Raw genomic sequence first — 12,277 nt, 5'->3', positions numbered from 1 at the left:
GGCCCGGCCGTCCGGAGACGAACCGGGCCCTGAGATCCTGGTGCGTGGCCGGCCCCGATGCCCGCGGGGCCGGCCGTTTCGTGTGCGGGTCATCCGCGGCGCCTGCGGTAGGCGCGCTGCCTGCATGCGTTGGAGCAGTAGACGGAGTCTGCGCGGCCGGTGTCGATGCGGTCGCCGCACTCAGGACAGGGACGGTCGGTGCCCAGATTGCCGTTACGGCTACGCGTGAGGGAAGTAGAGCAGGAGTGGGAGCACGTCACCCGCTTCAGTAGCGGGTCGTCGAGCCGGATGACCAGTTGGCCGCAGGCTACGCACGGCGTGGGCGGCATGACGTTGAAGCCGCGGCCAACCATGTCCAGGACCCACACGGGGTACTTTCGGTGGTCGGTGTTCCCCAGCGCCTTACGGCTGTCGTAGCAGTCCTCACAGATCAGCAGCAGGGCTTTCTTCCACCTCCGGTTGGCCCATCGGCCGCCGTGCATGAGGTAGGCGGGGGAGTCCGCGAAGGGCTCGCTGCACACGGCACACTCTTTGTCACCCATAGCCGTAACGGTATCGATAGTGCACCCCCCTGTCACGCGTAGCCGTAACGGTCGTCCTGGCCGCCGTCCTCGTCGGGCCAGGTGCCGAACGGGCCGGGAGCGGTGGCGCCGAGCTGTGGGCCGCCGGCCTTGTCGCGGACGCCAGGCAGGCGGATCACGACGTCTCCGATCCGCGACGTGCCATCTCTTCCGCCGTCTCCTCTGCCGTCGGCTCCCGTTCGCCGGGACCGAGGAGGTGCCAGAAGCCGGGGTCGTCGTAGGCAGGCGAGGCTTCGCTCTCGACGACCAGCGCGGCGACGACTTCGCGGGATCCGGTGCGCTTGATGACGTCTCCGGTGTCGGTGTCGCACTCGATTTCTTCTCGGATGAGCCAGCCGGGCATCGGCTCGACGACGGGGCCGAGGATGGTTGCGAAGGCGATCCGCCAGCCTGGCGGGGCGGGGCGGAAGTCGACCGTGCGGAACCGGTAGTCGGTGCTCATGAGATCTCCGTTCAGGCTGCGATCTTCGATGCTTTGTGGTCGACGGGTACGGACACGGGCCAGCCGCCAGGGCGCCGTCCAGGCCGGTTACGGGCGTCCCGGAACCAGCAGGCGACAAGGGCGGATTGCTCCCAGCCGAGACGGCGGTAAAGCGGTTCCACGGCCTTGTGGAGGTCGCTGCTCCCGGGCTGGCCGTACACGTACGACCGGAGCGCGGTAGCTACGTCCAGGGCGCCGTGCCAGGTGAGTTGGCGGACTAGGTCCCGTGCGAAGTCCGCGTAGCCGTAGGCGCCTGCCGTGCGTACGCGGTCGGCTCGTTCGAGCCAGGGCTTGATGTCCACGACCGCGCCTCAGCATCCGGGGTGCCGGTCGTGGCCGTGGCTGGCGAAGAAGGCGTCGAGTCGCCCATGGCACCCGGCGCACACCGGCCCCTCGTGCACCACCTGCCCCCTCCCGAGGGAGGAGGCGGGGGCAGGCAGGTTTTCTGCACCCTGCCCCGACCCGCCCGCAACCTGCCCGGGGCTGGTTTGACCTGCGCTTTCATGCTGCCCTGCCCCAGACATCGGGGCAGGTTCAGTTACCGACGGGTAGGGCAGGTCTGCGGGCAGGTTCTCGGCGCGCGCCTTACGGATCTTGACGACCTCTTGGACCTTGTCCTTGCCCGCCTTGATCTCCATCTCGGCAAGCTGCTTGAGGATGCGATCCCGCCCCCAGCTATTGGGCACGTGCGCCTTATCGAGTTGCTGGACGATCCATTCGACGCTGCCCTCGGGAGCCGGCCGCGGGCCGTCCTGCGGCACGTCCAGCGAGACCAGCACCAGGGACGTCACCGGCCGCCCGTCGGGCTTGTACTCGCCGTCCAGCGAGATCTTCTTCAGCCCGAACTGAAAGTCGCCGTCCTGGTCCTCGTCCTTCTGCTTCCCAGACTTGATCGTCAGAATGGTGTTCGGGATCTTGTCGCCCTTACGGGAGACCATCAGCTCAGACTGCAACGTCCCCTTCACCGCAGAGGCGCCGCGGCCGTGTTCGCCGACGTGCCCGGTGTGGTGAACGACGGCGACGCACGCGCGGGTGGCGCGCTGCAACTGGTCGAACCGGTCGACCACGCGCCCCATCTCGGTGTTGGAGTTCTCCTCCACGCCGAGCGTGACGCGGGCCTGCGTGTCGACGATGACGAGCACGGGCTGTATGCGGATCAGGGCCGCGATCAGAACGTCCCACTCCTGGCTCATCGCCTGGACTGGACGGGGCAGGAAGCGCACGTTGTCCATGCGCATGCCGTGATGCTGCTCCCACGCACGAACACGCTTACGGATGCCCTGCTCGCCCTCGGCGACGAGATACACAACGAGCCCTTGCTTTACGTACTGGCCGTGCCACTTCGTGCCGGTGCCGATGTGGCCGGCCATGTCGAGGAGGACGAACGACTTGAAGGTGCCCGACGGGCCGACGACTCGGGCCACGGTGTTCAGTGCGAGGAGGTCGCCCACGAGCGGTTCGAGGGGCGGGATGCTGTCGAGGCCGTCGGTGTCGAGCAGTTGGCCGAGGAGCCGTTCGACGGCCGCCTGGAAGTACTCCTCTGACGACGTGTTCTCCGGGTCCAGCGTCTCGGGCGCGGTTTCCTCGGCCGGGGCCTCGTCGTCGTCGCGTACCTCCATCAGGTCGTTCAGCGTGGCGCCCGTGGACAGGTGGTCAGAGAGGTCTTTGCCTGCGGCTGGCAGGTAGATCCGCCACGGGATACCGGCACGGCCGAGGGAGGCGGCGACCTTCCGTGCATGCTTCAGTCCGCCGCCGTCCGGGTCGCGGTCGGAGACGATGCGCACCTCGGACGCGCCGCGAAGCATGTCGGTGTACCGCTCCTGCCAGCCCATACCGGTGCCGCCCGGCATGGTGGTGGCGACCGCGCCGGCCTTGATGGCGTTGTCGGTGTCGGTCTCGCCCTCGCACAAGGTGACGACACCGGCAGCCTGCACCTGGGTGTGAACCTCGGGGAGGTACAGCAGCACCCGCTCTTCCTTCGGCGGGTGTTTCTTCTCGCCGTTGGGCAGCTCGGGGCGGAAGTCCTTGGGTACGTACTTGTGGACGTACTGGACGACACTCTCGTCAACCCGCTTGTACGTCCACGTCTTGACGACCATGCCTAGGGAGCCGTTCTTGGCCTTCGGCTCGTCGTACAGGTCCGACTCGGTGAGGTTGAGCGCGGCGAGGAAATCGGCGTTGCCGTCGCACTTGTGGCAGTGGATCAAGACGCGCTTGTCCTGCCCGACGCCGATGGACACGGTGTCGGGTGCGTCTCCGTCGTGGCAGATGCCGCGGGTGCGGGCGGTGCCGCCGCGGTGGATGACGTGCTCACCGTGGTCTCGTAGCGCGTACATGACGCGTTCGAACGCGCTCACTCGGCCACCGCCTTGATCAGGTACCGGCCGCCGGGCTGCCCGACGCAGCGGGCGCGCCGGTCTCCGAGCCGGACATCACCGACCCACCCGCCGGGGTGGATGTGCTGGTGGTCGCAGAACGGGCAGTCCACGACGAGGAGCACCTTCTTTCGGCGCTGCGGGTCGGCCAGGTCCGGGGCGGACGTGGCGACGATCCGCGCCGTGGCGTGCCGCAGATCGTCCGGGTCCACGCGGGACACGGGCGGCTCCTCGGGCGCCTCGCCGTCGGTGTCGAACAGGCTCGCCTGCCCGGCGGTTCTGTTGGTCACGCGTTGTCCTTGCAGTCGCAGCCGAAGACGCGTGCTATCTCCCAGAGTTGAAAACCCCAGGAGGACAAGCGCCGCATTTCGGCACGGAGTTCGGTGGCCGTAAGGCCGTACGTGCGTGTGCAGTGCAGGCGCGCGGGCCGTCCCCGCCCGGCCGAGTGGGCGAGACGGAGACGGCCGCGGCGCGGGCGCATCAGACCTGCGCCCCGATCCGGCGCAGTCGGGCCCGCGTGTTCGCCAGAGCACGACCACCTCTCGGCGTCCGCGACACCGACGTGACGTCACCGTCCGGGGACGTGACCACCCAGTGGCCCGAGCCTCCGAGACGCACGTCGAAGCCCTGCTCTCGGACCTTGTCGAGCAGCTCGCGGAAGTCCTTGCTGCCGCTCACCGGACGGCCGCCTTCCTGCGGCACGTCCAGTGCTCGGGCTTGCCCTCCGGGCCGCGGAGACTGGCCGGCGCCTTGCAGAAGCGGCACGGCAGGATCGTGGCCTTCCGTACGACGGTGGCCGGAGTAGTGGGCTCGCTGCACACCTTGTGGTGCGGCTGGTCGGTCTCGGGGTGCCGGAGCAGGGCGGGGCGTCCGCAGAGGACGCAGGGGCGCGGGTCGCCGATGCTGGCGCGCGACCAGTCGAGTCGCGGTGCAGCCTCGCCGTCGGCGGGCGCGATGTCCGCGTGGTGTGGCATATTGGCCATTGGCGTAGGTGCCTTTCTCTAAGTACGAGCCCCGGGTCGCTGGCGAGCGATGTGCCCGGGGTTTCGTCGTGTCTGGGATGGGCCGACGTCTGGCCTCCAGCAGCGTTGGCGCGCTGCTGGGGGCCGCTCTCACGCAGCGATGGTCTGAGAGTCGAGCCACTCCTCGACGTCGTCCCAGCGGGCGCGGAGGTGCCGCCCGACCTTGATGAGCTTCGGGCCGCCGCCACGGCTGGACCACTGGTAGACGGTGGCGAGCGGGACACCGCAGTACTCAGCGATCTCCTGCGGCTTTGCGAGCGGCCGACGCGCGGTCGTGTTGCTGTGGGTCACCGGAGTTCTCCCCTAGGTGATGTGATCTCACCTTGCTTGAGCGTGAGATCTCCTCTAAGGGCAATCATTCCTCATGAGTGACAAGTGATGCAAGCTCTCGCTAAGGTGAAGTCATGTCACATAGCGCGAACCCCGTCGGCCCCGTGGCCAGCATCGCCCAGAGGGTCAAGGAACTCCGAGGCCGGCGAGGCTGGACCGCTGCCCAGCTTGGCAAGGCCCTCGACAAGCACGGCATCCGGTGGGACCGCTTCACCGTCGCCAATCTGGAGAACGGGAAGCGCCAGAACGTCACGGTGCAAGAGCTGTTCGCTCTCGCCCTTGCGCTCGACGTGTCGCCCACCAGCTTGCTCGTGCCGCTCGACGATCGCCCGTACCAGGTCACCCCGACGCGCACCGAGAACTCCGACATGGTGCGCGCCTGGGTGCGTGGCGAGGACCCGCTACCCGGCACCGACGAACGGACCTACCGGGCCGAGGTCTCCCTAGCCGACCTGCACCGCGCGCATACCACCACGCTGGAAGAGCAAGCGGCCCGCATCGCCCGCATGAAGGGGATCACCTTGAGCGACGGATTCCGGGAGATCGCAGACCGACTTGACCAGGAAGGCGGAAGCCGTGGCTGAGGTCTACGACCGGTGGCACTTGAGCCGCCCCAAGAAGGACGCCAAGCCGTGTGCCGAGCACACCAGCAAGACCCGCACTCTCGTACCATCCGCCGAACACGGCGTGGGAAAGCGCTGGCAGGTGCGCTACCGGGACGCCGACGGCGAGCAGCGCAAGGAGAACTTCGAGAAGCGCTCCGCCGCCGACGCGCGTGCCGCCGAGGTCGAGGCCGACCTCAACCGCGGCACCTTCGTAGACCCCAAGGCCGGCAAGACGACGCTGCGGGAGTTCGCGCAGGACTGGCTCGCCGCCCGCACCTCCGATCCGTCCACCATCGAGGTCCGCGAGCGTCACCTCAAGCACATCCTCCCGGTCCTCGGCTCCCGCCCGATCCGGTCTATCCGTCCGTCCACGGTGCAGAGCTGGCTGTCCGGGATGCTCGCCGAGACCATGAGCCCGACGTACGCGAACGGCATCCTCGGCACCCTGTCGGCCATCATGGGTGCCGCCACGGACGACGAGGTGATCGCGAAGAACCCGTGCCAGGCCAAGTCGGTGAAGGTCCCGAAAGCCGAGCACAAGAAGATCGTGCCGTGGACCGCCGAGCGGGTCGCCGCCGTCCTGGCCGCGCTCCCGGGCCCGTACATCTGCACGGGGGTTCTCGGCGCCGGCGTCGGCCTCCGTCAGGGCGAGATCCTTGGACTCAGCCCGGATGACATCGACTTCCTACGTGGCGTCGTCCACGTGCGCCGCCAGGTCAAGCGGGTGCGCTACCGCAGGGTGTTCGCGCTGCCCAAGGGCGGAAAGGTCCGTGAGGTACCGCTCTCCCCGAAGGTGGCTGCTGCCCTGGCCGCGCACCTCAAGGCGTATCCGGCGAAGCGGGTGACGCTGCCCTGGAAGGTGCCGGACGGAAAGCCCACGGCGGTGCAGCTCGTGTTCACCGCGACCGATGGCGGAGTGGTGGACGCGAACGCGTTCACCGCGCGGGTGTGGAAGCCGGCCCTCGCCGCGGCCGGTGTGATTCCGCCACGCAAGAAGGGCAAGCAGTACGCGGCGGCCCCAGAAGACGGGATGCACGCGTTGCGGCACCACTACGCCTCGGTGCTGCTGGACGCGGGCGAGAACATCAAGGCCCTCTCGGAGTATCTGGGCCACCACGATCCGGCGTTCACGCTTCGGACGTACACGCACTTGATGCCGTCGAGTGAGGAGCGGACGAAGAAGGCTGTCGACGGTGCTCTCGGGGCGACGATCGACGGGCTGATTCCGGGGTCGAGTGCCCCCGTTGTGCCCTCCGAGGGTGGGAGCGACAAGAACATGCAGGCCAGCGCGTTGCGTTAGAAGATCTGTGCCTTCTGTTTGCCGAAGCCGGGCAGGTCCTCCAGGCGGCGCAGGAGTTCCCGTCCGTCGTCGACGCCCTTCCAGACGAGTTCGGCGTCACCGTCGTAGTGCTCGACCAGGTACTGGCACAGCTGCTGGATCCGCTTGGCCATCGAGCCCGGGTAGCGGTGTACGGCCGGTTTCTCGGAGAGGAGGGACGCGAACGCCTCCGGGGCCTGCGCGGCGATGTCGTGCGCGTCCAGGTCCTCCGTGCCGAGGCGGTCCGCGATCGTGCGGGGCCCCTTGAACGCCCACTCCATCGGAACCTGTTGGTCCAGCAGCATGCCGACCAGCGCCGCGAGTGGGCTGCGGCCGAGGAGTTCGTCGGCCTCGGGGTCCTGGGCGAGGTGCAGGGTGACGTCCATGGACCCGATCATGCCCCGCCGGGCGTCCGGCCGCGCGCGGGCCATGCTGGGCCGAGCCGTTGGTGACTCCTCGACTCGTGCAACAGACGCCCCACTTGACGCACCGGGCGCGGGGAGGGTTGTAGGCCTGCGCAAGGTCAGGGCCGCCAGTACCCCAGCGCGTTCACCCGCTGCTTCGGCAGGCCCAGCTCCTTGCGGACGTACGACGTGAGGGCGCGGGTCGTCGCCGTGTCGCAGGCGATCCAGACGTACGGGTCCGGGGTGCCGTCGAGGAGGCCGGGCAGGGCGTCCTTCACCTGGGCGACCAGGTGGGCGCCGGAGTCGCGGCGGGGAACCTTTCGCACCTCGTGGCGGGACGGTTCGGTGCGGAAGGGCAGGTCGTCCTGCTCGCCCTCGAACCAGACCGTCACCGGTGCCGAGTCCAGGGTGGAGAGCAGGGAGTTGAGGGCGGGCAGGGAGGCGGGGTCGGCGACGGCGAAGACGTGGGAGGGGGCGGGGTCGGGGTCGGTGAACCCCGTGCCGTGGATGGTCGCCTCGATGGTGTCGCCGGGCTTCGCCGTCCGCGCCCAGTCGCTGGCGCAGCCCTCGTGCAGGGCGAACTCCAGGCTGAAGGTGCCGGCCGCCGGGTCCGGGTCGACCAGGGTGTAGGCGCGCTGGTGGGGCTTGCCCGCGTTGTCGAACCACAGGCGGACCCACATGGTGGGGTGCACGCCGGTTGCGGCCAGCATGCCGCCGTCCGTGAGGTGGACGCGGCGGTAGTGCTCGGTGACGTCCTCGGCGTCCGTCACCGTGAAGACGAAGTCCTTGGCGCGCAGCAGCTTCAGGACCGCGCCCTCCCAGCCGTGCCCCTGCGCCATGGTGTCTTCACCCTTCGCGTACGATTCCTGCACCAATAACTTAGGGAAGCCTAACCTAAAGCAAAGGAGGGGCACAGGTGACCGGCGAGATCTTCCGCGATGCCTGGGGCATTCCGCATCTGCGTGCGGACGGGGCGAGCGAACTCGCCCGCGTACAGGGCCGCGTCACCGCCCTCGACCGGGCCTGGCAGCTGGAGGTGGAGCGGCACCGGTCCCAGGGCACGTCCGCGTCCTTCCTCGGCGCCGAGGCCCTGCCCTGGGACCGGTTCGTCAGACGGGCCCGCCTCGACGACACGGCGAGGCGATGCTTCGCCGAGCTGGAGGGGCGGGATCCGGAGACTGCGGCGTGGGTGCGGGCGTATGTCGACGGCGTGAATGAAGGGCTGGCCGAGGGGGCCCGTCGTACGCCGGAGTTCGCGCGGACCGGGCTCGTGCCGGGGCGTTGGGAGCCCTGGACGCCGCTCGGCGTCTGGCTCGGCGTCCACATCCTCTTCGCCGGCTTCCCGGCCAAGCTCTGGCGCGAGCAGGTCGTACGGCATCTCGGCGCCGACGCGGTCGGGCTGTTCGCCACCGACGGGCCCGGCACCTCCGGCAGCAACGGCTGGCTGGTGAGCGGGGAACGGACCGTCACCGGGCACGCGATCATCGCCGGGGATCCTCATCGGTTCATCGAGGAGCCCGGCGTCTACCAGCAGATCCACCTGTCCTGCCCCGAGTTCGACGTCGTCGGCCTCGCCGTCCCTGGCATCCCGGGCATCGCCCACTTCGGGCACACCGGCACCGTCGCCTGGGCCATCACCAACGCCATGGCCGACTACCAGGACCTGTACCGGGAGCAGTTGCGGCGTACGGGGGCGGGGGTGGAGGCGCTGGGGCCGGACGGGGTGTGGCGGCGGGCGGTGCGGCACATCGAGGTCGTGGAGGGGGCGGGGGGGGAGCCGGGCGGGGTCGAGGGGATCGAGACCGAGGGGGGGCCGGGGATCATCGGGGGGCCGGAGGGGGTGGAGAGTGGGGTGGCTTAGGTGGATGAGGTGGCTGAGGGGGGTGCGGGCGGTGAGTTGCTCGCCCCTGCCGCCCCTACCCTCCCCCAGAGGGGTAACCTCGCCGTCGCCCTCCGCTACCCACCTCGCGTCACCTCCGACCTCGGCTTCAGTGCCCTGCTCCCGCTCCTGCGCGCCCGCCGCGTCGCCGACGTCGACCGTGCCGTCGAGCTGTGGGCCGAGCCCGTCAATGTCGTCCAGGCCGCCGACACCGAGGGCGGGCTGCTGCACCGCGTCGCTGGGAAGGTGCCGGTACGCTCCGAGGCCAACCGCATCCGGCTCGTGCCCGCCTGGGAGCCCGGCCACGACTGGCACGGCTGGCACGAGACGCCCCGCGGCGGTCTCACCGATGGCGTCGCCGCCATGGCCAACCAGCGCGGCCTCGCCACGCCGCTCGGCGTCGAGTTCGCCCCGCCCCATCGCGCCGACCGCATCACGGAGCTGCTGGGCGAGAAGGAGCGCTGGTCGGCCGCCGACATGCCGGCGATCCACATGGACACGCAACTGGCCTCCGCGGAACCCCTGTTGGAGATCCTGCGCACCATCGACACCCTCACCCCCGAGGCCGCCCTCATCCGGCGGACCCTCCTGGCCTGGGACCGCCGCATGGACGCGAGCAGCGAGGCCGCGGCCGTGTACGCAGCGGTGCGCGGGGCGGTCGTACGCCAACTCGCCGCCCACCCGGCGTTCGCCGCGCTGTCGGCCCCGCCCGCCTACCCGGAGGTGCTCCTCCCCTGGCTGGCCCTGCTCCCGCGCGTCGGCTTCGCCCTCGAACACCTGCTGCGCGCCGAGGAGTTGGAGGAGTCGTACGGCATCGACCGCGCCGAGACCGTCCGCGCGGCGGTGGAGGACGTGGCCGCCGCCCGGCAGCCCACCGGGACCTGGGGCGACACCCATCGCCTCGCCCCCTGGCGGGCGCTCACCTGGGACGCGTACGACGAACCCGCCCTCTCCGGCGACCACGACTGCGTGCTGTGCACCTCCGCCGTACCCGGCCTCACCGACCTGAGCGCTCGCGGCCCCGCCGCCCGCTACGTCTGGGACCTGGCCGACCGCGAGGCCAGCCGCTGGGTGGTCCCGCTCGGCGCGTCCGGCATCCCCGGCTCACCCCACCACCGTGACCAACTCCCCTTGTGGGGCAGGGGAGATCTGGCCCCGGTCGTCACCGATTTCACCAAGTTCGAGAAGGAGTCCGATGTCTGAGCTGCCCGGGATCCTCCGCGCACCCGTCCGCGCACCCGTCCACGTAGAAGTGGTCGACGGTTTCGGCAGCGTCCGCGTCCTGCCCCTCGACCCGCACGCCGACGCCGAGGTGATCCACGGCTGGGTCAGCGAGGAACGGGCCGCCTTCTGGGGCATGAACGGCCTGACCAGGGACCAGGTGGCCGAGATCTACGCCCACATGGCCGGCCTCGACACCCACCACGCCTTCCTGGTCGTACGGGACGCCGACCCGGTCGCGCTGCTCCAGACGTACGAGCCGGAGGCCGACCGGGTCAGCGAGTGCTACGAAGTCCGTCCCGGCGACATCGGCGTCCATTTGCTTCTCGCGCCCGCCGGCCCGGAGGGCGCACGGCCGGGGTGGACCTCGGCGCTCCTGACGGTCGTCACGTCGTACGTCTTCCTCACCCTGGACCGGCAGCGGGTCGTGGTGGACCCCGATGTGCGCAATGAGAAGGCCATCGCCCGCTTCCTCAGGCAGGGCTTCACGGCGGGCCCGGCGGTCGTGCTGCCCGAGGTCGACCTCCCGGACGTGTACATCCCGCGGAAGGACGCCCAACTGGCCTTCCTTGAACGGGGCGTAGCCTTCCCGGTGTGACCCCTGACGACCTTGTCGCGCACTACTCCCTGGAGCCGATCCCGCGCGAGGGCGGACTGTTCCGGCGCACCTGGGCGGGACCGGAGCTGGCCGACGGGCGCCCGCAGGGCTCCGCGATCGTCGTCCTGCTGACCGCCGACGACTTCTCGGCCCTGCATCGCCTGCCGTCCGACGAGGTCTGGCACTTCTATCTGGGCGACCCCCTGGAGATGCTGCTCCTCGCCCCCGACGGCACGTCACGCACCGCCGTACTCGGCCCCGACATACTGCGCGGCCAGCACATCCAGCTCACCGTCCCCGCCGGAACCTGGATGGGCGCCCGGGTGGTGACGGGTGGGTCCTGGACCTTCTTCGGCTGCACGATGGCGCCCGGCTTCACCTACGAGGGCTACGAGCACGGCGACTTGGCGGAGCTGACGGCGCGCTATCCCGCCGAAGCCGCCCGGATCGCGGGACTGTGCCGCCCATGAGCGGACTCAGCGGACTCAGTGGGCTCCTCGAAGGGCAGGTCGCCCTGGTCACGGGTGCGGGCGGCGGCATCGGGCGGGGGATCGCGATGCGGTTCGCGCAGGAGGGGGCGGCGGTCGTGCTGCTCCCCCAGAGGGGGCACCCCCAGCCGTACGGCAGTGGCGGCGGCTGGGGAAGTGGCGTCCCTTATCCGGGAGTCCGGTGGGCGGGCCGTCGTCCTTCAGGCCGACCTGGCCGATGAGGACGCGTGTCGGCGGCTGGTCGGCGAGGCCGCCGAGTGGGGCGACGGGCGCGGGGGCGGGCGACTGACCGCGCTGGTCAACAACGCGGGGGTACAGCCGGTGCGCGAGCTGGCCGGGATGTCGGTGGCGGACTGGCGGGCGGTCGTGCCACCAACTTGTCGAGCGTCTTCGCGTGTACGCAGGCTGCGGTCGAGATCATGCGAGAGCAGGCCGGGGGCGGCTCGGTGACCCACATCGCCTCCATCGAGGCGAGCCATCCGGCGCCCCTGCACGCCCACTACTCCGCGTCGAAGGCGGCGGTGGTGATGCACGCCCGCTCAGCCGCCCTGGAGTACGGACGCTTCGGGGTCCGGGTCAACACGGTCTCGCCGGGGCTGAGCGACCGGGAGGGGCTGGCGGAGGCGTGGCCGGACGGGGTGCGCAGGTGGGAACGGGCGGTGCCGACCGGGAGGTTGGGGCGGCCGGAGGACGTGGGGGACGCGTGTGTGTTCCTGGCGTCGGGGCTCGCGTCGTGGGTGACGGGGCACGACCTGGTGGTGGACGGCGGGGTGTCGGCGCGGCCGACGTGGTGACCGACCGCGGCCTGGTCGCGCAAGCCGCACCCGTGCCGTCCCGGAAACAGCACACTCTCTGGCATGACCTGCTCCTCCACGGCCGGAATGCCAGAGCGCACGCCCTTCGACGGGACTTGGGGACCTGCGTGCGCGGCACCGGTGCGGGACGGCAGGGGGACAACGGCTGGGGCAGAGCCGC

13 protein-coding genes and 3 pseudogenes are annotated in these 12,277 nt (G+C 70.3%); 6 read left to right on the top strand and 10 right to left on the bottom strand.

Annotated features, from left to right (window positions below):
• Positions 1-89: 89 nt before the first annotated feature.
• The 8 genes from ADL12_RS32170 to ADL12_RS32135 form a co-directional block, all read right to left on the bottom strand.
• Positions 90-542 carry a hypothetical protein gene (locus ADL12_RS32170; protein WP_062708403.1) on the bottom strand — a complete coding sequence of 151 codons (453 nt, stop codon included), beginning with the start codon at positions 540-542 and terminating at the stop codon, positions 90-92.
• A 32-nt stretch (positions 543-574) separates the two neighbouring features.
• On the bottom strand, positions 575-700 hold the full coding sequence (locus tag ADL12_RS57840; RefSeq protein WP_279617179.1) for a hypothetical protein: 126 nt from the start codon (positions 698-700) through the stop codon (positions 575-577).
• On the bottom strand, positions 697-1,023 hold the full coding sequence (locus tag ADL12_RS32165; protein ID WP_062708401.1) for a hypothetical protein: 327 nt from the start codon (positions 1,021-1,023) through the stop codon (positions 697-699). The genes ADL12_RS57840 and ADL12_RS32165 overlap by 4 nt, the downstream gene beginning before the upstream one ends.
• Before the next feature lie 350 nt (positions 1,024-1,373).
• Positions 1,374-3,419, bottom strand: a complete 2,046-nt coding sequence (locus tag ADL12_RS32155; RefSeq protein ID WP_062708395.1) for an AAA family ATPase — start codon at positions 3,417-3,419, stop codon at positions 1,374-1,376.
• Positions 3,416-3,727 (bottom strand): hypothetical protein, encoded by a 312-nt coding sequence (locus ADL12_RS32150; protein ID WP_062708391.1) that lies wholly within the window; start codon positions 3,725-3,727, stop codon positions 3,416-3,418. The genes ADL12_RS32155 and ADL12_RS32150 overlap by 4 nt, the downstream gene beginning before the upstream one ends.
• A gap of 190 nt (positions 3,728-3,917) precedes the next feature.
• Positions 3,918-4,115, bottom strand: a complete 198-nt coding sequence (locus ADL12_RS32145) for a hypothetical protein (protein WP_062708388.1) — start codon at positions 4,113-4,115, stop codon at positions 3,918-3,920.
• Positions 4,112-4,411 carry a hypothetical protein gene (locus tag ADL12_RS32140; RefSeq protein WP_159053354.1) on the bottom strand — a complete coding sequence of 100 codons (300 nt, stop codon included), beginning with the start codon at positions 4,409-4,411 and terminating at the stop codon, positions 4,112-4,114. The genes ADL12_RS32145 and ADL12_RS32140 overlap by 4 nt, the downstream gene beginning before the upstream one ends.
• A gap of 138 nt (positions 4,412-4,549) precedes the next feature.
• Positions 4,550-4,750, bottom strand: a complete 201-nt coding sequence (locus ADL12_RS32135) for a helix-turn-helix transcriptional regulator (protein WP_062708380.1) — start codon at positions 4,748-4,750, stop codon at positions 4,550-4,552.
• A 143-nt stretch (positions 4,751-4,893) separates the two neighbouring features.
• Here ADL12_RS32135 and ADL12_RS32130 point away from each other — a divergent pair, with 143 nt between their 5' ends.
• Positions 4,894-5,373 carry a helix-turn-helix domain-containing protein gene (locus ADL12_RS32130; protein WP_062708376.1) on the top strand — a complete coding sequence of 160 codons (480 nt, stop codon included), beginning with the start codon at positions 4,894-4,896 and terminating at the stop codon, positions 5,371-5,373.
• Complete coding sequence (locus tag ADL12_RS32125) at positions 5,366-6,694, top strand: tyrosine-type recombinase/integrase (protein ID WP_062708374.1); 1,329 nt, start codon at positions 5,366-5,368, stop codon at positions 6,692-6,694. Before ADL12_RS32130 ends, ADL12_RS32125 begins: the two co-directional genes overlap by 8 nt.
• On the opposite strand, the pseudogene ADL12_RS32120 reads toward ADL12_RS32125, so the two are convergent.
• A pseudogene (locus ADL12_RS32120) lies at positions 6,694-7,098 on the bottom strand (HhH-GPD-type base excision DNA repair protein); the annotation flags it as partial. The gene ADL12_RS32125 and the pseudogene ADL12_RS32120 sit on opposite strands and share 1 nt — an antisense overlap.
• Before the next feature lie 137 nt (positions 7,099-7,235).
• Positions 7,236-7,955 carry a siderophore-interacting protein gene (locus tag ADL12_RS32115; protein ID WP_062708371.1) on the bottom strand — a complete coding sequence of 240 codons (720 nt, stop codon included), beginning with the start codon at positions 7,953-7,955 and terminating at the stop codon, positions 7,236-7,238.
• Positions 7,956-8,032: 77 nt separating this feature from the next.
• Between ADL12_RS32115 and ADL12_RS32110 the strand changes: the two are divergent.
• From ADL12_RS32110 to ADL12_RS32095, 4 genes and pseudogenes are all read left to right on the top strand, one after another.
• A pseudogene (locus tag ADL12_RS32110) lies at positions 8,033-10,198 on the top strand (penicillin acylase family protein).
• The gene (locus tag ADL12_RS32105) at positions 10,191-10,814 is read left to right on the top strand and encodes a GNAT family N-acetyltransferase (protein ID WP_062708367.1); all 624 of its coding nucleotides are present in this window, start codon (positions 10,191-10,193) and stop codon (positions 10,812-10,814) included. Before ADL12_RS32110 ends, ADL12_RS32105 begins: the two are co-directional and overlap by 8 nt.
• Positions 10,811-11,284: a cupin domain-containing protein gene (locus ADL12_RS32100; RefSeq protein ID WP_062708365.1), complete on the top strand. Its 474-nt coding sequence runs from the start codon at positions 10,811-10,813 to the stop codon at positions 11,282-11,284. Before ADL12_RS32105 ends, ADL12_RS32100 begins: the two co-directional genes overlap by 4 nt.
• Positions 11,281-12,096 (top strand): annotated as a pseudogene (locus tag ADL12_RS32095) (SDR family NAD(P)-dependent oxidoreductase). Before ADL12_RS32100 ends, ADL12_RS32095 begins: the two are co-directional and overlap by 4 nt.
• Positions 12,097-12,277 lie beyond the last annotated feature (181 nt).

Origin of the sequence: Streptomyces regalis (assembly GCF_001509475.1) — a bacterium.
GTDB lineage: Bacteria > Actinomycetota > Actinomycetes > Streptomycetales > Streptomycetaceae > Streptomyces > Streptomyces regalis.
Note: the sequence above shows the minus strand (reverse complement) of the source record. Positions and strands in the feature narration are given on the sequence as shown.